27 protein-coding genes are annotated in these 25998 nt (G+C 47.0%); 16 read left to right on the plus strand and 11 right to left on the minus strand.

Annotated elements, in window-relative coordinates; all coding sequences use genetic code 11:
* Position 1: 1 nt before the first annotated feature.
* Both RE469_00285 and RE469_00290 read right to left on the minus strand, forming a co-directional pair.
* Positions 2-484: a PadR family transcriptional regulator gene (locus RE469_00285; GenBank protein WMT44658.1), complete on the minus strand. Its 483-nt coding sequence runs from the start codon at positions 482-484 to the stop codon at positions 2-4.
* Positions 485-723: 239 nt separating this feature from the next.
* A complete protein-coding gene (locus RE469_00290) occupies positions 724-2187 on the minus strand; it encodes an APC family permease (protein ID WMT44659.1) in 1464 nt (487 codons plus the stop codon).
* A gap of 303 nt (positions 2188-2490) precedes the next feature.
* On the opposite strand from RE469_00290, the gene moaA reads away from it, so the two are divergent.
* Together moaA and moaD are read left to right on the plus strand one after the other, a co-directional pair.
* Positions 2491-3471: a GTP 3',8-cyclase MoaA gene (gene moaA / locus RE469_00295; GenBank protein ID WMT44660.1), complete on the plus strand. Its 981-nt coding sequence runs from the start codon at positions 2491-2493 to the stop codon at positions 3469-3471.
* The gene (gene moaD / locus RE469_00300) at positions 3434-3679 is read left to right on the plus strand and encodes a molybdopterin converting factor subunit 1 (protein ID WMT44661.1); all 246 of its coding nucleotides are present in this window, start codon (positions 3434-3436) and stop codon (positions 3677-3679) included. Before moaA ends, moaD begins: the two co-directional genes overlap by 38 nt.
* A 3-nt stretch (positions 3680-3682) precedes the next feature.
* On the opposite strand, the gene fdhD is transcribed toward moaD, so the two are convergent.
* The 3 genes from fdhD to fdhF are packed head-to-tail and all read right to left on the minus strand — an operon-like array spanning position 3683 to position 7936.
* Complete coding sequence (gene fdhD, locus RE469_00305; protein ID WMT44662.1) at positions 3683-4525, minus strand: formate dehydrogenase accessory sulfurtransferase FdhD; 843 nt, start codon at positions 4523-4525, stop codon at positions 3683-3685.
* Positions 4522-4989: a DUF1641 domain-containing protein gene (locus tag RE469_00310; protein WMT44663.1), complete on the minus strand. Its 468-nt coding sequence runs from the start codon at positions 4987-4989 to the stop codon at positions 4522-4524. The genes fdhD and RE469_00310 overlap by 4 nt, the downstream gene beginning before the upstream one ends.
* 4 nt (positions 4990-4993) lie before the next feature.
* Entirely contained in the window at positions 4994-7936 is a 2943-nt protein-coding gene (gene fdhF / locus RE469_00315) for a formate dehydrogenase subunit alpha (GenBank protein WMT44664.1), read from the minus strand.
* Positions 7937-8071: 135 nt separating this feature from the next.
* On the opposite strand from fdhF, the gene RE469_00320 reads away from it, so the two are divergent.
* On the plus strand, positions 8072-9100 hold the full coding sequence (locus RE469_00320) for an IS630 family transposase (GenBank protein ID WMT44665.1): 1029 nt from the start codon (positions 8072-8074) through the stop codon (positions 9098-9100).
* A 90-nt stretch (positions 9101-9190) separates the two neighbouring features.
* Positions 9191-9598: a molybdenum cofactor biosynthesis protein MoaE gene (locus RE469_00325; protein WMT44666.1), complete on the plus strand. Its 408-nt coding sequence runs from the start codon at positions 9191-9193 to the stop codon at positions 9596-9598.
* Positions 9599-9716: 118 nt separating this feature from the next.
* Here RE469_00325 and RE469_00330 read toward each other — a convergent pair whose 3' ends face one another.
* Complete coding sequence (locus RE469_00330) at positions 9717-10247, minus strand: hypothetical protein (protein WMT44667.1); 531 nt, start codon at positions 10245-10247, stop codon at positions 9717-9719.
* Between the two features lie 96 nt (positions 10248-10343).
* On the opposite strand from RE469_00330, the gene moaC reads away from it, so the two are divergent.
* Genes moaC through RE469_00355 form a run of 5 tightly spaced genes read left to right on the plus strand, consistent with a single transcriptional unit; the run spans position 10344 to position 14827 of the window.
* Positions 10344-10781 (plus strand): cyclic pyranopterin monophosphate synthase MoaC, encoded by a 438-nt coding sequence (moaC, locus tag RE469_00335; GenBank protein WMT44668.1) that lies wholly within the window; start codon positions 10344-10346, stop codon positions 10779-10781.
* Complete coding sequence (locus RE469_00340) at positions 10765-11256, plus strand: molybdenum cofactor biosynthesis protein B (protein ID WMT44669.1); 492 nt, start codon at positions 10765-10767, stop codon at positions 11254-11256. The genes moaC and RE469_00340 overlap by 17 nt, the downstream gene beginning before the upstream one ends.
* Positions 11257-12492 (plus strand): molybdopterin molybdotransferase MoeA, encoded by a 1236-nt coding sequence (locus RE469_00345; GenBank protein ID WMT44670.1) that lies wholly within the window; start codon positions 11257-11259, stop codon positions 12490-12492.
* A complete protein-coding gene (locus RE469_00350; GenBank protein ID WMT44671.1) occupies positions 12441-14321 on the plus strand; it encodes a molybdopterin molybdotransferase MoeA in 1881 nt (626 codons plus the stop codon). The genes RE469_00345 and RE469_00350 overlap by 52 nt, the downstream gene beginning before the upstream one ends.
* An 11-nt stretch (positions 14322-14332) precedes the next feature.
* The gene (locus RE469_00355; protein ID WMT45662.1) at positions 14333-14827 is read left to right on the plus strand and encodes a molybdopterin-guanine dinucleotide biosynthesis protein MobB; all 495 of its coding nucleotides are present in this window, start codon (positions 14333-14335) and stop codon (positions 14825-14827) included.
* Between the two features lie 185 nt (positions 14828-15012).
* Here RE469_00355 and RE469_00360 read toward each other — a convergent pair whose 3' ends face one another.
* On the minus strand, positions 15013-15465 hold the full coding sequence (locus tag RE469_00360; protein ID WMT44672.1) for a peptidylprolyl isomerase: 453 nt from the start codon (positions 15463-15465) through the stop codon (positions 15013-15015).
* 136 nt (positions 15466-15601) lie between these two features.
* On the opposite strand from RE469_00360, the gene RE469_00365 reads away from it, so the two are divergent.
* From RE469_00365 to RE469_00375, 3 genes are all read left to right on the plus strand, one after another.
* Complete coding sequence (locus tag RE469_00365; protein WMT44673.1) at positions 15602-15952, plus strand: helix-turn-helix domain-containing protein; 351 nt, start codon at positions 15602-15604, stop codon at positions 15950-15952.
* A gap of 113 nt (positions 15953-16065) precedes the next feature.
* A complete protein-coding gene (locus tag RE469_00370) occupies positions 16066-17568 on the plus strand; it encodes a phenylalanine--tRNA ligase subunit alpha (protein WMT44674.1) in 1503 nt (500 codons plus the stop codon).
* 234 nt (positions 17569-17802) lie between these two features.
* Positions 17803-18510: a GNAT family N-acetyltransferase gene (locus RE469_00375; GenBank protein WMT44675.1), complete on the plus strand. Its 708-nt coding sequence runs from the start codon at positions 17803-17805 to the stop codon at positions 18508-18510.
* Positions 18511-18533: 23 nt separating this feature from the next.
* Here RE469_00375 and RE469_00380 read toward each other — a convergent pair whose 3' ends face one another.
* Positions 18534-19235, minus strand: a complete 702-nt coding sequence (locus tag RE469_00380) for a helix-turn-helix domain-containing protein (GenBank protein ID WMT44676.1) — start codon at positions 19233-19235, stop codon at positions 18534-18536.
* A 62-nt stretch (positions 19236-19297) separates the two neighbouring features.
* Here RE469_00380 and RE469_00385 point away from each other — a divergent pair, with 62 nt between their 5' ends.
* Positions 19298-19558, plus strand: coding sequence for a hypothetical protein (locus tag RE469_00385; protein WMT44677.1), 261 nt, complete (start codon positions 19298-19300; stop codon positions 19556-19558).
* Positions 19559-19576: 18 nt separating this feature from the next.
* Here the strand turns inward: RE469_00385 and RE469_00390 are convergent, their stop codons facing one another.
* A complete protein-coding gene (locus tag RE469_00390; protein WMT44678.1) occupies positions 19577-21049 on the minus strand; it encodes an MFS transporter in 1473 nt (490 codons plus the stop codon).
* Between the two features lie 138 nt (positions 21050-21187).
* Between RE469_00390 and RE469_00395 the strand changes: the two genes are divergently transcribed.
* Entirely contained in the window at positions 21188-21661 is a 474-nt protein-coding gene (locus tag RE469_00395; GenBank protein ID WMT44679.1) for an AAA-associated domain-containing protein, read from the plus strand.
* Positions 21662-21687: 26 nt separating this feature from the next.
* On the opposite strand, the gene RE469_00400 is transcribed toward RE469_00395, so the two are convergent.
* Both RE469_00400 and RE469_00405 read right to left on the minus strand, forming a co-directional pair.
* Entirely contained in the window at positions 21688-23313 is a 1626-nt protein-coding gene (locus RE469_00400) for an ABC transporter permease subunit (protein ID WMT44680.1), read from the minus strand.
* On the minus strand, positions 23310-24098 hold the full coding sequence (locus tag RE469_00405) for an ABC transporter ATP-binding protein (protein ID WMT45663.1): 789 nt from the start codon (positions 24096-24098) through the stop codon (positions 23310-23312). The genes RE469_00400 and RE469_00405 overlap by 4 nt, the downstream gene beginning before the upstream one ends.
* Positions 24099-24208: 110 nt before the next feature.
* Between RE469_00405 and RE469_00410 the strand changes: the two genes are divergently transcribed.
* Complete coding sequence (locus RE469_00410) at positions 24209-25444, plus strand: aconitase/3-isopropylmalate dehydratase large subunit family protein (GenBank protein WMT44681.1); 1236 nt, start codon at positions 24209-24211, stop codon at positions 25442-25444.
* Positions 25444-25941, plus strand: coding sequence for a 3-isopropylmalate dehydratase (locus RE469_00415; protein WMT44682.1), 498 nt, complete (start codon positions 25444-25446; stop codon positions 25939-25941). Before RE469_00410 ends, RE469_00415 begins: the two co-directional genes overlap by 1 nt.
* Positions 25942-25998 lie beyond the last annotated feature (57 nt).

Here is a 25998-nt window from a genome sequence, read left to right on the forward strand (position 1 = left end):
ATCATTTCACCTTCCTCAACTCTTCCGTGATTTTCAATATTCTTTTTGCTGTTGCCTCAATCCTGTCAAGATAGGGCAGAGCCGAATCCCTTTCCTCCTCCAGATAGTCTGAATATCCTTCCAGATCTGCAACCAGCCTCTCCATTGGAATGTTTTGGGCCGCCTGTCCTGTTCCCACACCCACCTCATTCCTGCCAGCTGTCGTCAGTTCATACCTGAGGTCCGGAAGCCTTGTTATAAGGCCTTCCTTCTCCATATTGCTAAGAAGCGGGTATATTGTTCCAGGACTTGGGCGCCACCATCCCATGGTATCTTTCTGGATCTGATCCATTAATTCAGAACCCTTCATGGGTCCGTTCGTTAGGAGCCAGATAACGTAGTAGCGCATACCCCCATGTCGTCTGAACGATTTTGCAAATGTAAATGCAGGTGCATCTTCTCCGGGAAAGCTGTGCATCCTTTCCTTCATACTATCATCGCCCACTTTATATCGAAATCGATATCGGAATTCAATATATAAATACTATCAAGCTACATAAAAAACAAATTAGATTCACCGGACCTGACTTTACTGCAAAAATCTTTCTTCCCATAGATTAACACAATGCCTAATTCTAATGATGTGTCTCTAGAGAAAAACACATCTTCCACAGGAGCTTTGTGTAATAGGGATTATGAATAGTCGCAAGGCATTTACTTATGCACAAAATAGGAAGAGAGTTCTCAGAGCGAGAAGTCCCCAATCAGTTCGAGCTTGTCCTTCCTTTTGAGGCTGACGTAAAGTGTCAGCCCTATGATTGCCACAACCCATACCAGTGCACCATAGACCCCGTAGATATACGGAGCGCTTAGGTTGAAATAGACTGCAACAAATATGGCGAATAACAGCGTCACCGTTGAGATGGCTGGAATGAGGACATGCTTTACAATGCTCACTTTCTTTTTGTTCTTCTTCAGGAACCTGTAAAGCGAGGTGTTTGTCAGTATGTGTATCATGTATGATATGGGGCTTTCAAGTATAAGCAAGAACAGTGAAGCATAGGTGAGGGCATTGAACGGCTGGTTGGGATAGAGCCTTTCGAACACAAGGCCAGCAGAAATGACAACAACCATGGATATGGCGGCAACTATAAGAATTGCAATTTTTGGTACTCCGGTACGGTGATCGAGATCAGATATGCTCTTATGGATCACATTCTCCCTTGAAAGCGAAAACAGCACCCTGCTGGCATTTGTGCCCAGAGATACAGTGGCAGTGAAATAGGAATTGGCAACCAGAATGATCATCAGGATCATTATGAGCGGACTCAGAATTCCAAAGTCGTGCTGATATATGAGCAGCACAGGATAAGGTGTGCTGGTACCGAAGGTGGACATGTTGAGATGCCCCCAAGCAATTACCTGGGAATATGCGGAGAGGATAATTGTAACTCCCAGGATTGCTATGGTGGCGAGAATGGCTATTGGCACATTCCTCTTGGGCCTGCTGGTTTCTTCCGCAATTGGAAGGGCACCGCCTATACCAACGAATGTGCCAATTGCGTATATCATCATGGTGCTCACAAGAAGGGGATCGTTACCCACAGGTGCAGCGGTGAAAGGTGCAGATGACAGGGTCCCGTGAAATCTCACAAGAAGCGCGATTGATGTTACAATGAAGAAGGTTACCTCAATTATGATGGCATAAAAGACGTACTTGAGTGAGGGCTTGATTCCTGCATAAATAAGAGCGGTTACAAAAACGGTGAAGGCCACGATAATAGGAATCCACAGATAATTGGAAAATGGAAGGCTGACGCCAAGTTCAGGCAGTATGCCATAAATGAACCCGATGAAACCAAGCAGGCCAAATCCCGTGAAACTGAGCATCTGGTATGTGACATACGATATTGCTGTAAAATAACCGGCAGAACTGCCAAGCCCCCTTGAAACGAAGGTATAATAGCCTCCGGAACTTGAGATTTCCTTGGAGAATTCATACATGGAGAAACTCATCAGCCCATATACCACAAGTGAAAGCAGCAGCACCAGTGGAATAGCAAATGCACCGTTAGGATATGTGCTGCCGTACGTAAAATACATCAGAGCTGCTGTGGAAGTAACATACAAAACTATTGTCCCTGCAGGAGCGTTTAAAGCTACAGCCTGTGAAATAGCGTGTCTCAGGCCAAGCTGATCTTTCTTCAAGTGCTTTAGAACTGTCCCGGTCTCTTGCACTTTTGGGTTTATGGTTGCTGGATATTTGAAAGTATGTTTCAGGTCAGTAAAATATCGTTGATATCATATACTAAATGCATCGCTATACGGTATATATTGTAAATATGCATTATTCCGGTTTCCCTGAATTTCTTAGCTAAAAATTATGATTTGAAAATTGGGTTCGTTTTCACTGTGAAAATGAAAATCCCTGTCTGACATTTTGTAATGACCTGATTTTGATGCAATTCAGCTAGAAAAAGCTTAATTAATCGGTACTCATATTAAATTATAATGCCAGTGGTAAAAGATAATTTTGACCGGCTTGTATACAGTATGAGAATACAGGTCAACACCACATGCAATTTCAAGTGCTTCTTCTGCCATATGGAAGGAACTGGAGTGCACTCCGAATTCATGTCTCCTGAAGAGATCGAGAAGGTGGTGGAAACTGCTCACAGGTGGGGTGTTAACAAGATCAAACTGACTGGTGGTGAACCAACCCTGAGGCGGGACATCATAGAAATCATCCAGAGAATAAGGAAGCACATTACCGGAAATATCTCCATGACAACCAACGGAATAATGCTGTCCAGGATAGCAAATGAACTCAAGGAAGCGGGGCTTGATCGGGTCAATATTTCCCTGCATTCCATTGATAGGGAAAAATTTGAATTCATAACAGGCGTCGACGCCATTGATACAGTTATTGATGGCATAAGGGCTGCCCGCAGTGCAGGCCTCTCCCCTGTCAAGGTTAATTTCGTTGTGTTGAAGGACCTGAACGTGGATCAGATTCCCCGGATGATGGAACTTGCAGCAAGGGAAAAGTTCGTTCTTCAGCTCATTGAGTTTGAGACAACCAGAGAACTTGAGGATTCTGAGGAGTTCGTGAAATATCATATGCCCCTGGATGAGATCGAAAAGGGCATGGCTGATCGATCCGTACGGATAGAATTCAATGATCTTCATCACAGGCCGAAGTATCTTGTCCCAGTAAGTGACATGTTCGCCGAAGTGGAGTTTGTGAAACCCATGAGAAATGCTGAATTCTGCGCTAATTGCACAAGGATAAGGCTTACCTCCACAGGTATGCTGAAGCCATGCCTCATGAGGAGTGACAATTACAGGAATATCATATCCCCCCTGAGGAACGGCGTTTCCCAGGAGAAACTTGACAGAATTTTCATTGGCTCTGTGAAGGACAGAGAACCATACTGGAAAAAGGAAGATGAAGATGAGATTAAGAATCAGATATTTCGGATCAGCAAGTGATGATGCCGGAACCTCTGAGGAAACCATTGAGATCCCGGATGGGACTGGCATAAAGTCCGTGCATGATAAACTCTCAGAAATGCATCCAGCCATTGGGAAGAGATGGAACAACCTCCTTATTGCCGTGAACCAGTCTTATGTTTCCGGAGACGCAGCAGTCAAAAATGGGGATGAAATAGCAATATTCCCTGCAGTGAGTGGAGGATAACTGTCATACGATTATTCGCTGAGTACCGGAATAGATGTTGAAGCTTTTGCCCCGGACGAAGCCCAGCAGTGTCATTCCCAGTGTTTCACAGGTTTCCACTGCAAGGCTTGAGGGAGCTGATATTGATCCAATGATGGGTATGCCTGCAACGGCAGCTTTCTCTATGATCTCAAAACCGGCACGCCCGCTGACCTGAAGGATCATATGATCAAATGCACAGCCGTTCATCAGCGAACGGCCGATAACCTTGTCCACGGCATTGTGGCGCCCCACGTCCTCAGCAGAGCAGACAACAGACCCGTCGCCACTGAAAAGGCCCGCCGCGTGTAGGCCTCCTGTACTGGAGAATATCCCCTGCGTTCCCCAGAGTGAATCTGGCAGAGAAGCAATGACCGAAGCTCTGACCCTGAAATCAGATCTTTGGATTTTTCCCACTCTCATGAACACCTGATCTATGCTTCCCTTTCCGCACACACCGCATGATGAATTGATGTACCTTCTGCCACCCATGTTGGCAGGCTGCAACTGTACGTTTTCGGCAAGGGTAACATTTATCCTGTTGCTGTGGGATATGCCGTCACAATCAATACCTTCCATGGCTGAGATATCGTTTATGCTGCGGATAATGCCCTCCGTGAACAGGAATCCAGCCGCAAGGCAGTCATCCATCACTGGAGTGCGCATGATTATTCCTGCGCTCACTTCATGACCATGCTTATCTGAAACAATTATTTCCAGAGGCTCCTCAACTGTTATTGTATCTGTGGATTGGGTTGTTCCATTCCCCACAGTAACTTTAAAGGCTTCCTTTCTGGCAACTCCCGGACGTGAAAAACCAGCTATCACTTATCCTTCCTTCCTGCAGTGAAGCCTCTGGCTACAGACAGCAGCACCCTTACGCCAGCGCTGACATCAGGATCCTTGAGCTGTGATCCGATCTTCAGCAGCCCCAGAGGCCCATTGGCTTTCAGGCGATCTGCGGCCGCTATTGAATCGGCAGCATTCTCCATGAAGGGCCTCAGTCTTTCAGGATCTATGCGGGAGAGCATTGTGTAAACAGAAAGAAGGTTTCTCATAAAACGCATGTTGCTCTGGCTTGTGGCTTCCTCTACAACAACATCTGTGACATCCTGGTGATTCTCAACCAGCGCCCTCAGGAAGCCAATAACACCGGTTCTGTTTGCAGCCGCAATGAGATCAAGCACTGCCGAAATATCAGATGCGTGATTCATAATCTCTTCCATCACTGCGTCGGGAGAAGCAGTGCCTGATTTCTTATCCTCTTCTATTTCCTCAATCATCTTTGCCATTTTCTCACTCCGTTGTCAGTTTCTCATAATCCGCCCTTTCCCATTTCTTCTCCACAAGAACCCCTTTCTGGGGATTTCCAGAAAAGTTCCTGGGGTTTGATGCCGGAAGCGGCGAGATGCCTTTCTTTCCGGGAATCTTTTCAATCTTTACCGGGAGCTCCTTATAAGCAGGAGTATGGGCAGTGCTGTCCATGTACCTGCTTGTTAGCCTGTTTATGGCTGAATCGCCTGAGGCGTTCATGGGCATGTACATTTCCCTGCCTGAAACTCTATCTGAAACAAGCACTGTCACCCGGAGGCTGCCCCACTTTGAGATGACCCTGACACTGTCTCCTGTCTCTATGCCGCGTTCCTTGGAAAGCTCAGGCGAGATCTCAATGAATGTACCCGGAACCTTCTCCTTTATGCCCGGAGATTTATAGGTCTCATTGCCTTCGTGGAAATGCTCCATGAGCCGCCCATTATTGAGATGCAGATCGTATTCCTCATCCAGGGACAGTGGTGGCGTATATTGCACAGGATAAAACCTGGCCTTTCCATCCGGGAAATGGAATTCCTTTTCGTACAGGAAAGGGGAATCTGAACCATCCGGAAACACTGGCCACTGCTGGCTGTTAAATCCCTCCAGCCTGTCATATCTGACCCCTGAGAACATTGGTGCCAGGGAAGCGGCCTCCTTCATGATCTCGGACGGGTGTGAGTAATTCCAGTTTGCGCCCAGCCTGCGTGCAATGTCCTGTACGATGATCCAGTCCGGTCTTGTGCCTTCCAGTGGCTTCATTACCTCATATATGCGCTGTATCCTCCTCTCGGTATTCACGAATGTCCCTTCTTTTTCAAGGCTCGCAGACGCAGGCAGGACTACATCAGCAAACTTTGCAGTCTCTGACAGGAAGAGATCCTCCACAACAAGGAAATCAAGCTTTTCAAGCTGCTCCTGGATGAAATTTGAATCCGACCCGGTCTCAACCAGCTCTTCTCCGATGACGTACATTGCCCTTATTTTTCCATCCCTTGCGCCTTCCAGGCACGTGTTGTTGTCCATCCCGGGCTTTTCTGGGATACTGCAATTCCAGGCCTGCTCAAACTTCTTTCGTATGCTTGGATCAGCAACGCTCTGGTACCCCGGAAAATAGGCGTTCATTGCACCGAAATCACTGGCACCCTGCACATTGTTATGGCCCCTCAGTGGATAAGCGCCGGTCCCTCTCCGGCCGTAATTTCCTGTCATAAGCAGAAGATTTGATATTGCAGTGGAAGCATCACTGCCCATCTGATGCTGTGTTATACCCATGGCCCAGAGTATGACAACATTCTTAGACTGGTGAATCGTCTCTGCAACCTTTATGAGGTCAGATCTGTTTATTCCCGTGATCTGCTCTGCATATTCCAGTGTGAACATCTGGAGGCTTTTTCTGTATTCATCAAAGCCGCTTGTCCTCTGAGCAATGAAGTCCTCATCCTCCCATCCCTGGTCAATGATGTACTTTGTGACCGCACTGAGCCATACAAGGTCTGTGCCCGGATGTGGATGGATGAATAAATCTGCCCTCCTTGCCATTTCATGTTTTCTCAGATCAGAAACAATGAGCTTCTGCCCGTTCAGCTTGTGTGCCCTTTTCACACGGGTAGCAAGAACCGGATGGGATTCAGCGGTGTTTGTTCCAACTGCTATAACAAGGTCTGCCATGTATATGTCCTGTATGGATCCGGCATCCCCTCCATATCCAACTGTTCGCCAGAGGCCTGTCGTTGCAGGTGCCTGGCAGAACCTGGAACTGTTGTCAACATTGTTTGTGCCGAATACCTGCCTTGCCAGCTTCTGAACAAGGTATGCCTCCTCATTGGTTCCCTTGGATGATGCTATGAACTCAATGGCATCCCCTCCATAATTATCACGAATTTCGGAAAGCCTTCTGGCCACAAGATCGAGCGCCTCATCCCATGTGGCTTTCCTGAAGCGGTTGCCATCCCTGATGAGGGGCGATGTGATCCTTTCGCTGCTGTTGACAAAATCCCAGCCGAATTTTCCCTTAATGCACGTCGATATTCCGTTTGCTGGTGATTCAGGCTGGGGCTGCACCTTCAGTATCTCCCTGCCCTTGGTCCACATCTCAAATGAACAGCCCACACCGCAGTATGTGCAGACTGTCTTGGTCTTCTTTATCCTGGATTTCCTCATTCTGGATTCTGCGTTGCTGATGGCCATTATTGGACTCATGGTGGTTTCAGGCTCTATGGATTTCACAGCATCAATCATCCTGAGCTTTGTTTCTCTTGGAATGCCGGTCATGAAACCTGATTTGCCAAGCATGGATTTCTCCATGAGGGCATTCACCGGACATACCGTTACGCAGTGTCCGCATGAGACGCAGGATGAATCATTTATGGGAACATCATTATCCCATATTACACGCGGGCGATCACGGCTCCAGTCAATCCTTAGAGTCTCGTTCACCTGCACATCCTGGCATGCCTCCACGCACCTGCCGCACAGTATGCACTGGTTTGGATCATAAATGTAGAAAGGATTTGTGTCATCCACCTGGTAGGGTTTGGGTTCAAACGGATATTTCTGCACGTCAATATGCAGGTCATGCACAGTGTTATGCAGCGCGCAGTCACCGTTGTTGTTTTCGCATACTGTACAGTAAAGATCGTGGTTGTGCAGTATCCTCTGTGTCGCCTCAACCTGTAATTCTCTTACCTTCTTTGATGAAAAGTCAACATTCATTCCATCTGTCAATGGAGTCGAACATGACCTCACCATTTTACCATCAGCCTCAACAATACAGGTGTCACATGTCCTGACTGGACCCAGATTCGGCTGATAGCAAATATGCGGCACATCTTTGCCTTCCGCTAATAATGCCTGAAGTATAGTTTGCCCCCTGACTGCCCTGGCTTCGATACCTCCGACCCTGAAACTTATGTTTTCTTCATCCATTCTCTGCCTTCCTTTTCATGTTTGAAATTAATAGTCTATTTTGCTATTTAATTATTTTTCACACCATATGCATATGAATATGTATTACTGCTCTTTGGATTAATAACTCCATATACTACTAATGCATTCAGTATTATGGCACCGCTGATGGAAAGTCACAGATCGGGAAAGCCATCCTTCAGGGAACTGAGGAGAAAGAAGGGATATGATCTCCTTAACTCCGGAACATCAAAGGCAGAGATAGCAAGGAAACTTGATGTGGACTGGACAAGTGTGAACAACTGGGCAAAACGCCTTGCTGAAAAGGGATACGATTCCTGGAGGGATACAAAACAGAAGGGAAGACCTGATAAGCTCTCCTCAGACCAGAAGAAGAGACTGAAGGAGATCATCGATAATGGTCCGAGGGAATATGGCCTCAAAACCGATCTGTGGACTTTGAAAAGAGTGGCGGATGTTATCCTGAGGGAATTCGGAGTATTATACAACACAACACATGTGTGGAGGGTTCTCCGATCCCTCGGATACTCTGCACAGATTCCTCTTGCCACTGCAATGGAGAAGAATCCGGAATACGTCAAGGAATGGCTTGAGAAGGAATATCCTGAACACATGAAGGAGGCCCATGAACACCATGCAACCATACTATTCCAGGACGAATCCGGAATGCAGAGCAGACCCAATGTCAGGAAGACATGGTCATTGAGGGGAAAAAGATCAATAATGAAGGTGAGGGAGAAGCGTGATAGGATATCTATTTCATCTGCCGTATCCACGGAAGGCTATCTCTATTTCATGATCAGGGAAGGAAGCATGAACGAGGATGACATCATGGCTTTCCTGGATCAGCTTCTTTCAGAAATACATGGTTTCCTGTACATATTCTGGGATAACATAATGATACACAGGAGTAAAAAGGTAAAGGAATATCTTGGCGTTCATAACGATCGCCTCATAACCAGGAGGATACCCGCATATTCTCCTGAATTCAATCCGGATGAATTTGTATGGAATGCACTGAAGTATCAGGAACTTCCAAATTTCTGCCCAACTGACATGGATGACCTGAAATCCACCGCCACTGAAACCATGAATAAACTGAAAAGCAACCCCGGAAGGATGAGGAAATTGATCAGGGGATCGAAGTTGCCCTTACCTGCCTGATGTGAACTAATTAAAGCAAAGAAGAATAATAAGCAAACCAAAACCCTGCAACTTCACAATATTTTTTATCACGGCCAGCCTGATCCTCTTATGCTTATCAGAATCCAGGAAGAACCCATTGATTACGGCGATCTCATTGAAAAAATTCGGAGCGAATCGGTTGGAGCAATAGTGAGTTTTCTTGGCACTGTGAGGAACACCTCGGTTAATCTTAAGGTATCTGGACTGGAATACAGCAGCTACAGGGAGATGGCCCTCAGAATGATTGGGGAGATCGCGGAAGAAGCCGTGAAAAAGTATGGAATTACTGACTACGCCATTGTCCACCGCCTTGGTAGGCTGAACCTCAAGGAGGATTCTGTCGCAGTATGCGTTGCTTCTCCACACAGGAAGGAGGGTTTCCGGGCATGTGAATTCATAATTGATTCCATAAAGGAAAAGGTTCCAATCTGGAAAAAGGATATTGCGGAAGGTGGTGAGGAGAAATGGAGGGACTGAAAAGTGCTGGCCTGCAACCGGTGATAACGCAGGTGAATCAGTGATATCTTACAACAACTGCATGTTCTACGGCATAAAAGTCACCTTTTCCTAAGTCACATTCCAGTTCTGCTGATTCTTATTTCATCTTGCCGGTTTCAACCATTTTTTTCATGATTTCAAGAGCCTGCTCATAATCCACCTCTGTGTTAATGTTGAAGAAAGCGTATTTGGAGAACTTCGATGCGTTAATGTACACTGGATTCATTCTGGCAATCATATCAATAAGGCTATGCTCAGGCTTCAGTTTCCCACTGTAAATCGCGAAAAGTGGTTCGATCTTTCCGTCGTGATGGCGTGGCACAATTGATCGGCCCTGGAAGCCGTCAAGCAACATCCTCACATCAGATACCGTGAAGAACGGCATGTCTCCGCCCACAAGCATGAATGTGCCATACCTCTCAGAAAGCCCTGAAACAAGCTCCATTATGTTGCTTGAGCTGTCCGGCAAGTGAGGAAAAGAAATGTCGATCTTTGAGTATACCTCCACCTCCATCACCGTGCTGATCCGCTTAACGACAGATTCAAGTATGCTGGTGCCTCCAATCTTCAGCATGTGCTTTCCAGGCAGTCTCTGAGACAGTTTCACAGGAACAATTGCAATCACCATTGTTAATGGCCTCGCCAGTATTACATTTTCATTAACGTAAAGTTGTTGCTCTTTTGTATAGGTCAAAATTTTATGTGGTTATGCCATGTAACTGCAATGATTAACATTTCTGAGAAGGGAGTAGTAAGAAGATTTGCCAGGGCCTCCGGAAGGATCCGGCTGAGGCCTGAAACCATTGATCTCATCAGAAATCACAGGATCAAGAAGGGTGACGTCGTTGAGGCTGCCAAGATCGCGGGAATTACCGGTGCGAAGGAGGCATGGATGCGTATGCCTTACTGTCATCAGATTCCACTGGAATCAGTTGATTTTTCAATGGAGCTTGAAGAAGATGGGGCCAGAGTAACCTGCTCTGTGCTGGCCAACTGGAAGACCGGCGTAGAGATGGATGCTCTCAGTTGCGTTTCATCGGCTCTGCTCACTGTGTGGGACATGGTTAAGTATGTGGAAAAGGATGAAACGGGTAACTATCCCCATACACGAATTCATGATATAATTGTAGAGGAAAAGGAGAAAAGTGCAGCACGACCATAGAATTTCAGGATTTATTGCGTCATTCCATGTGATTACCTGCAGCAGCACCAGAACTATGGATAACGATGATTCCGGCAGAGGGATTGTGAATGCCATCAGAGAAAAGGGTCACAGGGTGTCGGGATACCAGATCGTTGATGATAATGTGGATGACATAAGGAGGGCCGTGATGGCTGGTCTTGAATCGTCCGATGCAGTAATCATCACAGGCGGCACCGGAATCACTTCCAGGGATGTCACCATTGAGGCCGTTCGGAGCATAGCAGACTTCGAAATGACGGGGTTCAGTCATGTCTTCGCACTGATCTCATTCCAGAAAATTGGAGCATCCGCAATTATGTCCAGATCAACTGCTTTCATAGTGGGACGGAAGCCAGTGTTCTGCCTGCCAGGATCGCCTGGCGGATCCATGCTGGCAGTTTCCAAACTTATACTGGATCAGATAGATCATATTCACCATGAACTGGGGAGATAGATGGCTGGTACAGTAAGAAAGAAAATGAGCCGGTTCAACAGCATGATCTCGCTGGACGAAGTTTCCCGTATTGTGAAAGCATACAGCTGGAAGAAACTTTCAACAGTAGAAGTGGAAGCAGCGACATCCGTGGGGATGATTGCTGCTAATACTGTGGTTGCCACGAAAGATTTTCCTCCAAATCCAAGGAGCCTAGTTGACGGATATGCCATAAGGTCCGACGAAACAGAGGGGAGCAGCCCAGCGGACCCCTCCCGATTCAAAATTGTCGGAAAATCGGAAGCGGGAAAGGGCTTTAATTCAGCTGTTTCTGGAGGCGAAAGCGTTGAGATCTATACCGGCGGGATTCTACCGGAGGGATTGGATGCAGTAGTAATGGCGGAGAACGCCACTGTTTCTGGCGACACTATTACGGTAAGTTCATCCGTGAAAGCGTGGGAGAACGTGGCCTCTAGAGGTGAAGATATCAGTGCAGGGACAGTACTCATCAGCTCAGGCAACATAATTAAGCCCTGGCATCTGCCTGCACTTACTGATGGCGGCATTGGCAGGCTGACCGCCTTTTCACCCATGAGAGTTGCTGTCCTCAATACAGGTGATGAACTTTTTCCGGATGCACCTGACCACATCGAGAATTCGGGAATGCCTTCAATGATGGCGCTATTGCCTTGGAGATTCAGCAATACATTATGGATCGGTCAGGTACATGATGATCCTCATGAGATTGCCCGTGCAGTCAAGGAGAGTTCGAATAGATGGGACCTGGCAATAATAACTGGTGGGAGCAGCCTGGGCAGAAAGGACGAGGTTCCAGAAGCCATGGAGATAGCAGGGGCCTTTGAGGTATTTGGAGGAATTAGAACCAAGCCAGGCAGGACTACGTCTCTCTATTCGCTTGATGGAAAGCCAGTTATGTCGCTTTCGGGATTCCCGTCCACATCAATCCTCATGGCTGACCTGATGGTTGAAATGCTGCTTGAGGCCATAACTGGGGTTTCAGGCTACAGGATTCGGCAACGGCTTCCCATTTCTTCTGACATCACCACAGGGTCAGGCTATACAAGGCTGATTCCCGGAACCCTGGTGGAGATGAATGGCCGGACCATGGTTGCGCCTGCATCCGACAACATAGGGATGCGTCTTGGCTCGCTCCTCAATTCATCCGGCATCATTATCGTTCCGGAATGGGTGGAAGGATACCATTCAGGAGATTTGGTGGAATTCAGGTTGTGGTGAACAGAATGAGAAGTGTATACAGGAATCTGGTAACATTTCAGAAGGCAGTGGAACTTGTCAGGACCAATATGCAACCTATCATGGAGACGCAGAGCATTTCCATAGATGAGGCAGCTGGCAGGATAGTCTCAGAAGATATTTTCTCCCCAATGAATACACCTCCATTTAACAGGGCCACCATGGATGGTTATGCAGTGAGATCTGCGGATATTGCGGGCTGCAGTTCAGACAATCCGGCGACACTGAAAATATCTGGAGAATCATTCATAGGGAACGAGTCGCCAGCCCTTGAGGAGGAAAAAACATGCATCAGGGTTTCCACGGGATCCATTGTTCCGCCCGGAGCTGATTCCGTCGTTCCTGTGGAGGCAACGTCGGAGGCAGGCGGGTTTGTCAGCGTCAAGACTGCCACGGTCCGCGGTGAGAACATTGCAGAAGCGGGAAGCGATATGGCAGAAGGTTCCATGGTGCTGTGGAAAGGTCGGGAGATTCAGCCCCATGATGTTGCCGTACTTGCATCAATGGGAATCAGCAATGTCAGCGTTTACAGGCGCCTGAAGATTGCAGTCATTTCCACAGGGAATGAACTCATCAAACCTGGAGAGGATTATTCACCTGGCAAAATATACGAGGCAAATTCCCACATGATTATGTCGGATCTCTCCAAATTGAATTTCATAGAGGCACGATTCCTTGGGCTTTTCCCTGACAGGATTGATCAGATTGAAAATGCAATGTCAACAGGCCTGGAGGATTCGGATATAGTAATACTGTCAGGTGGAAGTTCAGCTGGTGAATCCGACCTGGTGTATGTTGCGGCAGAAAAACTGACACCAGGAATAATCTTCCACGGTGTGCTTACCAAGCCCGGTCTTCCAACCGTATTTGCAAGATCAGGAAACAAAATAATAATTGGATTGCCCGGATTTCCCGTATCTGCTGCAATGATTCTCAGAACAATTTTCATTCCCGGAATTGCCACTATGGCAGGAATGTCATATGAGAGCATGGGCATACACGGCGTTCTGGGCAGGAGGATTAATCTTGAGATAGGAAAACAGAATCTCATACCGTCACGAATCCTTCACGGGAACCCGGCAAGAATCTATCCTGTACAGGGACTCTCAGGTTCCATCAGCAGGTTCACCGGAACCTCCGGTTACATTTCGATTCCTGGAACAACAAAGTATATGGATGCTGGGGACCCTGTGGATTTTCATCCATGGAACCAGTCATGCTTGCTTCCTGTTGCCAGGATATCCGGAACCATTGAAAGGAGAAATGCCAAGCTTCTTAGGGAAATACTTCCCAATGTGGGGTTATCGTATTCCTCGCCTGATGAGGCGGTGGACATGATTCTTAATTCAGATGTAGATGCCATAGTGCTCAAGGTAGCTGTGCATCCATATACTGCCGATGCAGTTGCGGAACTCCCCGGGGATTTGACGGAAAGCGTGAGGATATACGAACTGGGAGGAAGATGCATAACGGCTAGTGGCACGCCCCCTATCGCCAGCGCGGATAACCTGGAGGGATATGTGGAAAAATGCAGCAGCATTTTTGGCCCCCCACTGAAATACCTGGAGAATATCATTGGAAAGAACGCAATGGAAAAGAGAGTTGTTTCGGCACTCAGGAAAAATGTGCCGGTTTACGGTCAGAATCGTACTGACGGATATCAGCTTGTACTTGCAGAGGATGATCAGGAGTCCACAGGCGGGATTCCCCTTTTAACATACGCTGACCTTCTCTTTGTGCGTACCGGTGCAACGAACATCGTCAATGAAGTGGATGCATTGATTCATACAGGCGATTCCAGGAGGCGCTGATCTCGTTACTGATACTTGTCTCGGGGCCAAGTGGCTCCGGAAAGACATTGCTTGCAGAGCAGATCATTGGCGGTCTGTCACGCCGTGGCATCCGGGTTTCCTTTATCAAGGATATTCCCCACGATGATGCAGAGTTTGATACCCGGGGAAAGGACACTTACCGGGCCGTTGCTAAGGGTGCAGTCATGTCCATGGGCCGATCACCATCGAAATCCTTCATCAGCATTGGCGGATATCTGAATCTCAAGGGACTTTTGAAGCTTGCTGAGAACTATTCCAGCGTATGCATTGTGGAAGGATTCACCGGAGAAGCATCTGCAGTGAAATTTGATATCCGCTTAGGTTTGCAAGGGAAAAATGTCGGCCGGGAATCATGGGACGTTTATGCCAGGGTTGAAACTGGCAACAGGGTCTATGATTTCAGCCTTGTGAATGAAAGTACAGATATTGTCAATTTCATTGTGTCATTTGTGGAGGAACAGGCGAATAGCAGAGAATCATCATAACCTGAACCATGCTGGCGTATGGATAAAAAGTAAAAAATTCATAGGTTTCCTCAGGCCTGAATTATGATAGGGGCCCACTGCATAATTATGCCCATTAACTGGTTTAAGCGGCGTTTCTCAAGTTATGTCGCGGGGCCGGACCGGCCCGTTATAAGTTGTTACAGTTAACAAATAATGTCCTCTGATCACAGGACCTTTGCGGTCTTTATTGCGACCTGCGACAGCGGACGATCATTCCTGTCCCTTTTCACATTGCTTATTGAATCAACAACATCCATGCCTTCTGTAACCCTGCCGAAAACAGGGTGCTTGCCGTCCAGATAATGATTGTCAACCACATTTATGAAGAACTGGCTGCCACCGGTGTTCGGACCAGCATTTGCCATTGATATGGTGCCCCTTGAGTTGCCGTATTTTTTGTTGAACTCGTCCTTTATGGTATATCCAGGACCGCCCATTCCAGTGCCCGTTGGGTCTCCACCCTGAATCATGAAACCCGGTATAACACGGTGAAAAATAACACCATTGTAAAAACCCTTTTCTACAAGTTTCCTGAAGTTCCCGGCAGTAACCGGCATATCATCAAAGAGTTCTATCTTCACATTTCCCATGGTTGTTTCCAGTAAAACAGATGTCATAGCAGTCCTGTAGTCCATGATCGCTAATTTATGTTTTCGCGGCAACGGGATATCCATCATAGGTAAAACACAGGTATTTAAATCCGAATTTGTTACAGGGATTTGAAGCACGCTAGATGGAATGTGGAGAGAGAGTATGGCGCAGAATGTCAGGGTTGAAAGTTGCATGATACTTCACGACGGCATGCAGACCTGCATAGATCCCTCCATGCCGTTACTCTCTGTTCTTGGTAAGAAGTATACCATGCTGATTCTTGGGGTCCTGGGGAACGTTGATCACGGCAGGAATTTCAATGAAATACGCAGGGAAATACCAGGCTCAAGCACCACCATGATATCCAGACGCCTGACGGACCTCCTTGATCTGGGCTTGATCACAAGATATGAATCTGACGGACGAATCTTATATTCGCTTACGGACCTCGGCATGAAGGTGAGGGGCAATCTCATACCACTTTTCATGTACATGGAGGAACACCCACGTTAACTGCAGGTTTACTTTAATTGCAGGAAAAACAAATTATGCATATTCAGCATGTTCCTGAGAAAAGGTTCTGAAACCTGGCAGTGTTTCAGTTTATCCCCAGTGGTGATATTTGAATGGCAGACAATCCTGATTCCTACGGAAAAGAGCAGTTTTCATCAGATGTGAGTCCGAATGAGGTCAAGGTGCTCAATTTCCTGTCTCAACGGAAAGAAATATCTGAGGCTGAAATTTCCATTGAGGGTCTGGGGCAGAGAGAAATATCCAGTGCAATTTCCTGGCTGGAATCCAAGAAACTCATTGACGTATCAAGAAAAGACCACACAGAATACAGCCTTACGGATGAGGGTGAAAAATTTCTCCTCCAGGGGCTTCCAGAAGAAAAAGCTATGCAGATCATCAGGAATGGGCATGCCACCGTAAGGGATGTTCTTCAAACTCTTGGACCCAGTGAAGGGAAAATTGCACTTGCACAGCTTGCCAAATTGGGCATTAAACCTTCCGGCGGCCTTCTCCCCGCACCAGAGAGTTCCGTGTTCTCTTACCTTGAAAATCGGAGACAGTTTCTGGAGAAAATAAAAAAAGGTGAAGAGCCCCCTGACCAGGAAATTCTGGAACATTTCAGAAAAAGAGAGAACGTAATAAAGGAAAGAAAGAGGACAATTCGCATGGTGCGGATAAATCCAGCAGGAATAAGGGTCCTTGAGGCCAATTCCGGAAACCAGGGGAGCATTGGTGCACTTACTTCCGACATAATACAATCCGGATCATGGAAAACCATCCCGTTCCAGAGATATGACATGAACTCAAGGGTTGAACGGATTCTTGGTGCGGGTATACATCCCATATCATTCCTCAGCAGGATGGTAAGAGAAATATTTCTTGATCTGGGATTCACTGAGATGTCAGGGCATTACATCGAACATGCCGCCTGGAACATGGATGCCCTCTTCATACCACAGGATCATCCCGCAAGGGATATGCAGGATACATTCTACATAGATTCAAGCACTGATCTGGAAATGGAACATCCTGAGGTTCTGGAAATATTCAGGAAGGTTCACGAGAAGGGCATAAAGGGGTACACTGGATGGGGCTACAGGTGGTCCAGCGAAAAGGCTGCTGAACTGCTTCTCAGAACTCACACGACTGTGAGCACCATCCGTTACCTCTATGAACACAAGCAGGCGCCCCAGGCCGTTTTCTCTGTTGAAAAGGTTTTCCGCCATGAGAGCGTTGACTGGAAACACCTGGCTGAGCTTCACCAGATAGAGGGCGCATACTATGGAAAGGATGCCAGCCTTGCCTCGCTGAAATGGCTCATGAAGGAATTCTACAGGAGGCTTGGTTTCACAGAGCTAAGGTTTATTCCCTCTTATTACCCCTACACTGAGCCAAGCATGGATGTGATGGTAACCATCAATGGAAAGGAAATGGAACTTGGAGGCTCAGGGGTGTTCAGGCCTGAAGTTACCCGGCCACTTGGGCTGAAACATCCTGTCATTGCATGGGGGCTGGGTCTTGAAAGACTTGCCATGATCTATTTTGGACTGGACGACATAAGGGATATCTACCAGAGCGATCTGGACTGGCTGAGATCATACAGGGTAAAGATCTGATTATTGCTGCATTATCCACGTTCCAGATCGGTGGGAACCAGCCTATCTGTGAGGATATGTCAATCCCCCACGCCTCTCCTTACATGCAACGCAAATGCCAGAAGATGTGATGTGATCCGCGCAGACCGGCTCATGACAGACCCTGCATATAAATGACGCAGATTTCCCGCATATATGGCAGAGCCCAGGCATATTCACAAATTTGTATATATTTTACCCTCATATACATTTTCAATGCAGACCGTGGAGATCGCAACTGGTGCAGACTGGCCAAAGATAAGTGAAATATCTGGAAGATCCGGATACGAGGATTACATCAACAGGATTGGCCCATCATATCTGGATAATGGACAGGTCTTTTTCTGGAAAGATGAAACTGAAATCAGGGGCTTCCTGAAGCTGGAGTACCTGCCGGATAATTCCGCATGGCTCAGCGGACTCAGGGTGGACCCTGACTTCCGTAGAATGTCAATCGGAAGTGAACTGACCAGTGCTGCAATTGAATACGCAGCGAACTCCGGTAAAGAATATGTCAGAATGCTGATCCACGACGGCAATGTGAAATCATCTGGACTTGCCCTGAAGCTTGGATTTTCCGCTGTTTCCAGATTCGCATTTTTCGAAGGAATACCAGCGGGTGAAAGTATGAATGATGAAAGGATCTCGTCAGGAGAGGAAATCCAGTACCTTAACCTGGGCTGGACTTTCATAAGGTACAGTTACGTGGATTCAGTTCCAGCCAGATACTTAAGATACGGGGGAGACGGAATTGCCCTAACTGTCAGCGGGCATGACTACCAGATCATTGTCCCGGATGACCACATATCTCTGTCTGGAGAAGGATTCACATGCATGGAAGTTCATGGCAGTATTCCCGACTATCTTGAGGGTCTGCTTGACAGGGATTTTGATTACGCTTCAGTGTTTCAGAAGAAAATTTAGCCATGTCCTGTTGATGGTGAACTTCATTCATCCTTTCCGGCGGACATTCCCAGGTAAAGCCTCAGATAAGGTTCAAGAAATGACATCACCTTTGTTGTTGCCTTGCTTACATGTTCCTGAAGCGTGGATTTGGATATGCCCATGTGTGTGGCAAGTTCCTCCAGGTCAATTTTTCTTGGAATTGAGAAATATCCTGCAGATATTGCGTTCAACAGGTATTCCATCTGCTTTCCTGTCAGTGGGTTGAAGAGCTGCGACATTGATATTGTGTATATGTCCCTGAGTGATTCCGGATCGATCTGCTGTTTTCTTTCAATGCCCACGGTGCCCACTGCACTGAGATCTTCAAAAAGCTGCCTGAAATTTCCGGCCTCAAGCGAAACCACAGAAAGGTTCTCCTCTCCATTCTCATATTGAACAGGCGCTTTCCACAGGCAGCTGTCAAATTCAGCCATCCTTATGGTGGAATTCTGGCGGGTGCACCTGCAAGCAACCATGACAGAAATCCTGTTCACCTTCCTTGACTGGAATATTATCCTGCTCTTCAGTGAAGAAACAAGCTCAGGTAGTGCTTCAGCAATCCTGTCAAGCGTGGAATCACCTGCATAAAATTCAAGATAATCCACAGCCGAATTGCACCAGCGCAGCATGGTGGCATCAGGAAATCTTTTTGAGACCCTGCAGAAAGGCAGATCATTCACCAGCTTAAGATCAATTTCCTCCATGACCGGTCCAGACCGGTTATAAATATATATTTTGCCCTGACATCATAAATTGGTGACAAAAGATGGTTAATCTTATTGTTGAACACAGATGGAAAGAAAAGAATCAGGAAGCAGCCTTCAAGGTAGTTGGAAGCATAGTTGAAATGGCAAAGAATGGAAAATTGCCACAGGGATTCTCCCTGAAGTCAATAAATGTAATAGGCTCAGAGAGAATGGCCATATGCAACTGGGAAGCTCCTAGCCTCAATGACCTGAAGGGTCTTGTTGCGCAGGTAAACCCGCCAACAAAGTACGAGATCTTTGAAGCTCAGAAGCTTCTCTGAAATCTGAACCGGGCATTTTTAATCCTCGCCATGCGGGGATGCATCAATTTTTTTCTTGAATTCACCTTTCTCCGGATCGAACGTCTCGCCTTTTTTTCTCCCGGACTTCAGGATTGAGAGAATCCCGGCAAATATCAATAGCACGAGGCTGATCAGGAGTGCGGCATGCAGTCCACCCAGGAATTGTGAGGAAACTCCCCCGGTAAGCTGCTTGTTTGTACCAAGAAATACCTCGAATGCAACATACCTTGGGATCGCCAGGGATGCTACCGAAATTGTTATGACGTAGCTCATGAGTGTTCCTATGCTGGAAAGTGTCCTGAGGAGACCTGAAACCGATCCGTACAGGCGGCGTGGAGCACTTGACATGACTGCACTGTTGTTTGATGGCCAGAATAGTGCGCCCCCAATGCCTGAAATTATGGAAGCCAGTACGACAAGATACAGACTGCTGTTAACCTTGAGTGTAAAGTAGATAAGAACTCCTGCCGCCATGAGGAATATTCCGATACCTGCCACAAGCCCGGCGCCAATGTGATCGGAAAGCCTCCCCATCCTGGGGGCAAGGAGGCTTGCAACCACATAGCCTGGCACAAGTAGCAGCGACGCGGTCAGCGGAGTGAAACCCCTGATACCCTGAAGGTACATTATGAGTATGAAGATAACCGATAAATAACCAAGGGCCTGAAGAAGGGCAGCAAATAGGGAGAACGTGAGTCTCGGCTCACGGAACGCCTTGATTTCTATAACAGGGAACTTCACTATTTTCTCCACATATATGAATGGTGCAATCAGCGCAAGCCCGGCCACAACCAGTACGGTATTGAATGAATCCACACCGTGGCCAGCAATATCCGTTGCACCGTACGATATCAGGGAGAGAATGGAAAGCAGGAGTGCCATGCCCGGAATGTCGATCTTTGATGGCGCCCTGTTATTGTCCTTAACATAGCGGACTGCCAGCACAAAGCCAATGAGGCCTATTGGGACATTGATGTAGAAAATGTATCTCCATCCGATGAATGTTGTGATAATACCCCCAAGAACTATGCCAAGGGTTCCACCTATATTCCATCCCATTGTGGTTATGCCGAAAGCCCGCCCCCTTTCGCTTGGCGGGAAGTTATCTGCAACTATGGCGCTGCTGTTTGCCTGCATCAGTGCAGCACCGAAGGCCTGTATGCCCCGGGAAATGATCAGTATATCAATTGTTGGGGAAGCCCCAGACGCAGCTGAACCTACTATGAAAACAAGAAATCCCGAGTTGAACATCCTCCCCCGGCCGAATATATCCCCGAGCCTGCCAAGCTGTGTTGTGAAAGCGGCAAGAAGCAGCAAATAAATCAGTATAACCCAGATTGTGGATACAAGGGATGCATGCAGATCCACAGTAATGGTTGGGAGTGCAAGTATCACAATAGTGGTATCGATTGCCGACATCAGCGTCCCCACCAGGACACTGACCAGTATCAGATCTTTTCTGTCTCTCATTGTTACTTTGCCTTTCAACGCTAAATTCAACCTGAGATAAAAAGTGAACTGTTTACAAACTTTACAAAATATGCTTTTTCAAGCAGATGTTGTGTCCGCAAAAAGTAATTAAATACATCACCATTCGTTATAACAACAATGGAGAGCATAGAACCAGATGCAAGAATTGCCGATTTAGTAGGAATACTCTATGTGCTGAGCTTCATTTTCAAGGAAAAAACGGACCTTTTTGAACTGGAAAAGGAAATGGAGGTAGATCTTGATGATCTCATGCCCATCGTGTACACCGCTTCCACCCTGGGCTTTGTGGATGCAACAGAGGGAGACATCTCTGTAACGCAGAAAGGCAGGGAATACATAGCTTCGAGCCTCAAGAAAAGAAAGGAGATACTGAGGCAGTCAATAGCTGGCGTAGAGCCCTTCAAGACTGCCTTGAAACTGGGCAAGTTTGAGATTGAAGATCTGTATGATGAACTGAAGAAGGAGGGCATACAGACCTATAACAATCCATCTGGCAAGAGAGACCTGGAGATAATACTCATAGAGTGGGGATTATATTCTGGACTCATCAAGAAAGACGATGAGGATTTTATTGTCCAGACCGTAAAATGATTTACTTTGTGGTATTTATCATCTGATCAGGCCGAGTATATGCCTTCCTCTGCAACGTATTTCTTTCTTGCAAGGTCCATCATCCTTCTTGTGAATACCAGGGAATAGATAGCCACCACTATGCCGAAAATCAGGGATGCCCAGGCCGCTACTGCCAGATTTCCGTTGTTTGTTGCAACATCGATTGTCTTCATGAGGCCGTGTGCTACCTCCAGACTATGACCACCTGCTATATCTGGCCAGAATTCACCTATCATCAAGCCACCCCAAGCACTGTTGATGGTTGACGAGATACCGCTGATAAGATACGGGAATGTTGACGGCATGATGATCAAGCGCATTTTCTGGAAGAAGCCAAGGTTCAGGTTGTCCATGATTTCAAGGTACTCGGAAGGCATTGCCTTGACACCCATCCAGAAGCTGTAGAACACATAGTAAAATGTGCTTATAAAACCAAGGAACAGGACGAATACATCACTGGTGTACTGTCCGAAGATGCTGTTCAGGAACGGCACTGCGGCGAGGAATACGAATGGGAAATAAGTTGGAACCGGATACGCACTGAATCCCTGGATTACAGGAACACCTATTGATTCTGCCCTTGAGTTCATTGCGAAATAATATCCGACGAATATTGAGAATACAAAAGCAACCACAGTTATTATTGCAACACGTGCATAGTCGTAAAGAAGGTCAAGGAGAAGTGTTGGCGTCATCCTTAGCAGAGTTCCCCATTCTGCCACAGATACCGAACTTACTATGTGATAGGCGCCGTACAGAAGAAGTGCAAGTATCAGTATGCCGACGCCAGCCCAGATATAGCCATAATTCTTTGTATGCGGTTCCTCATAATACTTATCCTGTTCTGTGCCCCTTCTTCTTCTACGGTCCATGTTGTATTTTGCAAGCCTGTTGAGAGGGTTCACTGAGGCCATGGCGGTGAACCTGATGGATTCACGCACGTTCAGCCGTCCCCGCCTGACTATTGGCATATCTGTATCGAGAGTGTATTTCGCCACAGCCCTCTTGCTGAATTCACGGAGCCCGATTATGACCAGGACAATGACTATTCCCAGGACGATGAATGTCTCCAACACATACGTCCAGAGGGCCTGTGAGATATAAGTATCCAGGAGAGTCCCCACACCAAATGTCCTGTATGTATGAATGCCCACAGCAAATACCTCGCTTACTGTTATGTAAAAGAACCCATCAGAAACGCTTGGAAAAAGATTTGCCGATATCCTGGGGACTGAAAATGGAATGTATATATATCTTAACCTGTCAAGAAGTCCGAACCTGAAGTTCTGCGAAACTTCAAGCATTTCCCTGGGAACCGTCTTGAAAGCCTGATATTCACCCATCCATATATTCCATACTACAGCAGTGAATACAAGGAAATCCGCTGCAAGCTCAACTCCGAGGGGACCGCCAACTCCCAGCACAAACAGCGCCAGCACAATTGGAAAGAATGAAATTACCGGAACAGATTCAAAGACTTCAATTGCTGCAATAAATACATTCTCGAATGCCTTGCTCTTGACCGCTTGATATCCGAGAAACCAGCCCACGACCACCGAAGCCAGCATGAGACCAAGTACTCTTCCTGCAGTGGCTAGCACGGCGAGAAACATGAGCAGCAGTGGAATCATTTGTTCCTCCCCCTGGGTGTAAGGTAATTGTAGAGCCTGTCCAGGTACCTGTCAAATTCAGGATCCCGTGGATTGCGTGGCCTTGCAAGTGTCACATCCACCCTGGCCACAACGGTGGCTGGCGACCCGTTAATGACGTAAATCACGTCTGCAAGTTCCATTACTTCAGTGAGATTGTGCGAAACCATCACAACGCTCTTGAGGGGTGTGTTTTCATTGAACAGGATATTGTAAATATCCTGCCTGAGACCCTCTGCCGTAAGCTCATCAAGATGTGCGAACGGCTCATCCATCAGCAGGACCTGGGGATCTGCAACAAGGGCCCTGGCCACTGCCACTCTCTGGCGCATGCCCCCGCTCATTTCCTTGGGGTAAAGATCCTCAAAACCTTGCAGCCCAACAGTCTCAAGAGCTACAAGAGCCATATCCCTTGCCTCATCTTTCGGGAGCCTTCTTGGCTTTAGAGCAAGCATAACGTTCTCAATTGCTGTCATCCAGGGAAATGTTACAATCGATTGATGGACAAGTACCGCCTGAGGAGTTGGCCGCAATATCCTCTTCCCCTGCAGCCTGACTTCCCCTGAACTTGGCTTCAGGAAACCGCCAATAAGCCTGAGAAGTGTGGACTTCCCGACCCCGGATGGGCCAACAAGAGCTACAAACTTACCGGATTCAGCGACAAGGTTGATGTCCGTGAAAACCTTAAACCCGTTATCATAAGTGAATTCGAGGTCCCTAACCTCAATCGTTGTTCCAAGTAACCACCTTAACCGGTATTGAGCGATTCTATAATACTATTCACCCGGAAAGAGATACCAATAGGTTATGCACAGAGGAAGGGTCTTCCAGTATCATGCTAATTTTTTATACATCTCTAAGCATTCTATATTCTAGAATGAGGAGCAAAGGAAAAAGTGCCATAGAAAAAGTATTCTCAAGGTTAACTTCCAAAGATGCCCGCTCAGGGGATTTCTTGTGGGCAAGTCCAGATATGGTCTATGTACATGACGTACTTGGGCCAATGATGCTGGATTCATACCGGAAACTTGGTAACCCTCCATTAAAATACAGAGGGAGAACACTATTCGTGTATGATCATATCTTTCCGCCAAAGGACTCTGCCAGCGCCAATAACATCCTGTCCATGAAAGATTTCGCTTCCCTGAATGGAGTTGAGAGTATCCCAGCCGGAGAGGGAATAGAGCACACTCTACTCATTGAACGAGGCGATATTACACCGGGAATGTTTGTGGTGGGGTCCGATTCCCACACCGTTACCGCTGGGGCCAACGGTGCTTTCGGTGCAGGGCTGGGTTCAACTGATCTTGCCTGTCTTCTTGCAAGTGGGGAAACATGGTTTATGGTTCCGGAAACTATTCTTTTCAGATTGAGTGGAAAATTTAACCGGTTTGTCACAGGTAAGGATGTTATTCTCAACATAATTTCCAGGATCGGCGTTGACGGTGCAAATTATCGCTGCATGGAATTCAGAACTGAGAGCGGGACACATCTTGATATGGACGAAAGGCTAGCCATAGCGAACATGACCGTGGAAGCAGGCGCAAAGACATGCTTTCTTCCGCCTGATGTGAGCCAGGAAAAACTGATGGAGATTCAGAGTGATGAGGATGCCAGAATCTCTGAGGAACTTTCTGTGGACCTTTCGTCAATTGAACCTGAGATTGCCGCCCCTTATTCCCCAGGTAACGTGAAACGCCTATCAGATCTGCAGGGCACCAGAGTCAACCAGGTATATATTGGCAACTGTGCCAACGGGACCCTGACTGATCTCAAGGAAGCAGCTGAAATATTGAAACACAACCATGTAAGAGGGGACGTCACTATGATCGTAGTGCCGGCAACGAGAAGCATCTACAGCAAAGCCCTGGATCTTGGACTGATCAAGATATTCCTGGATAGTGGAGCTGTAGTTTCTCCCCCCACGTGCGGGGCATGTGCCGGCCTGCACATGGGTGTGCTCGGTCATGATCAGGTATGCATCTCCAATACAAACAGGAATTTCAGGGGAAGAATGGGCGATCCCACCAGCAAAGTGTATCTTGCAAATTCCTATGTTGCTGCAGCAGCTGCCGTGGAAGGCAAGATTGTGAACCCCCTGGAGGTGTTCTAATGGGCAGGATTTTTGTCTTTGGAGATGACATAGATACCGATGTCATCGCTCCCGGAGGGTATCTTCATCTGAGAATAGAAGAGGTGAAGAAGCATTGCATGGAGGCCATATATCCAGACTTCTGGAAGGACGTGGCAAAGGGGGATATCATAATTGCAGGGAAAAATTTTGGAACCGGTTCCTCCAGGGAGCAGGCTCCAGTGGTACTGATGGAACTTGGAATTTCCCTGATACTTGCCACAAGCTTTGCAAGAATTTTTTTCAGAAATGCAGTAAACGTTGGACTTCCAATAGGAACAATAACTGGGCCTTTGAATCTGAAAGCAGGGGATATTGCCGAAATTTATCTGGAGAAAGGGGAATTAATCCGTGCAGCCGACCATAAGGCCATCAGGTTCAAAGCACCTTCCGGCGCTCTGGCAGATATACTGTCAGAAGGCGGAATAATACAACATACTCTGAAGAAGCTGGGAAAATTGCCTGATGATAAACATTGATTTATCTCTTTCATTCCGGATTTTGCCTGAGCGATTTCATTTCTTCTGTTTCCATCT

This window comes from Cuniculiplasma divulgatum, from assembly GCA_031200235.1.
Classification (GTDB): domain Archaea; phylum Thermoplasmatota; class Thermoplasmata; order Thermoplasmatales; family Thermoplasmataceae; genus UBA509.

What these genes read in the sequence shown, in the direction of transcription:
- RE469_00325 (WMT44666.1), top strand. Translation starts at nt 9,191, where the DNA reads ATGCTTATCAGAATCCAGGAAGAACCCATTGATTACGGCGATCTCATT.
- RE469_00360 (WMT44672.1), bottom strand. Translation starts at nt 15,465, where the DNA reads ATGACATCTGTTTTACTGGAAACAACCATGGGAAATGTGAAGATAGAA.
- RE469_00400 (WMT44680.1), bottom strand. Translation starts at nt 23,313, where the DNA reads ATGATTCCACTGCTGCTCATGTTTCTCGCCGTGCTAGCCACTGCAGGA.
- RE469_00380 (WMT44676.1), bottom strand. Translation starts at nt 19,235, where the DNA reads ATGGAGGAAATTGATCTTAAGCTGGTGAATGATCTGCCTTTCTGCAGG.
- RE469_00395 (WMT44679.1), top strand. Translation starts at nt 21,188, where the DNA reads ATGGAGAGCATAGAACCAGATGCAAGAATTGCCGATTTAGTAGGAATA.
- RE469_00370 (WMT44674.1), top strand. Translation starts at nt 16,066, where the DNA reads ATGGCAGACAATCCTGATTCCTACGGAAAAGAGCAGTTTTCATCAGAT.
- RE469_00385 (WMT44677.1), top strand. Translation starts at nt 19,298, where the DNA reads ATGGTTAATCTTATTGTTGAACACAGATGGAAAGAAAAGAATCAGGAA.
- moaD (WMT44661.1), top strand. Translation starts at nt 3,434, where the DNA reads ATGAGATTAAGAATCAGATATTTCGGATCAGCAAGTGATGATGCCGGA.
- RE469_00415 (WMT44682.1), top strand. Translation starts at nt 25,444, where the DNA reads ATGGGCAGGATTTTTGTCTTTGGAGATGACATAGATACCGATGTCATC.
- moaA (WMT44660.1), top strand. Translation starts at nt 2,491, where the DNA reads ATGCCAGTGGTAAAAGATAATTTTGACCGGCTTGTATACAGTATGAGA.
- RE469_00330 (WMT44667.1), bottom strand. Translation starts at nt 10,247, where the DNA reads ATGGTGATTGCAATTGTTCCTGTGAAACTGTCTCAGAGACTGCCTGGA.
- RE469_00375 (WMT44675.1), top strand. Translation starts at nt 17,803, where the DNA reads ATGCAGACCGTGGAGATCGCAACTGGTGCAGACTGGCCAAAGATAAGT.
- moaC (WMT44668.1), top strand. Translation starts at nt 10,344, where the DNA reads ATGATTAACATTTCTGAGAAGGGAGTAGTAAGAAGATTTGCCAGGGCC.
- RE469_00350 (WMT44671.1), top strand. Translation starts at nt 12,441, where the DNA reads ATGGGTGGAAGGATACCATTCAGGAGATTTGGTGGAATTCAGGTTGTG.
- fdhF (WMT44664.1), bottom strand. Translation starts at nt 7,936, where the DNA reads ATGGATGAAGAAAACATAAGTTTCAGGGTCGGAGGTATCGAAGCCAGG.
- RE469_00310 (WMT44663.1), bottom strand. Translation starts at nt 4,989, where the DNA reads ATGGCAAAGATGATTGAGGAAATAGAAGAGGATAAGAAATCAGGCACT.
- RE469_00365 (WMT44673.1), top strand. Translation starts at nt 15,602, where the DNA reads ATGGCGCAGAATGTCAGGGTTGAAAGTTGCATGATACTTCACGACGGC.
- RE469_00345 (WMT44670.1), top strand. Translation starts at nt 11,257, where the DNA reads ATGGCTGGTACAGTAAGAAAGAAAATGAGCCGGTTCAACAGCATGATC.
- RE469_00410 (WMT44681.1), top strand. Translation starts at nt 24,209, where the DNA reads ATGAGGAGCAAAGGAAAAAGTGCCATAGAAAAAGTATTCTCAAGGTTA.
- RE469_00320 (WMT44665.1), top strand. Translation starts at nt 8,072, where the DNA reads ATGGCACCGCTGATGGAAAGTCACAGATCGGGAAAGCCATCCTTCAGG.
- RE469_00390 (WMT44678.1), bottom strand. Translation starts at nt 21,049, where the DNA reads ATGAGAGACAGAAAAGATCTGATACTGGTCAGTGTCCTGGTGGGGACG.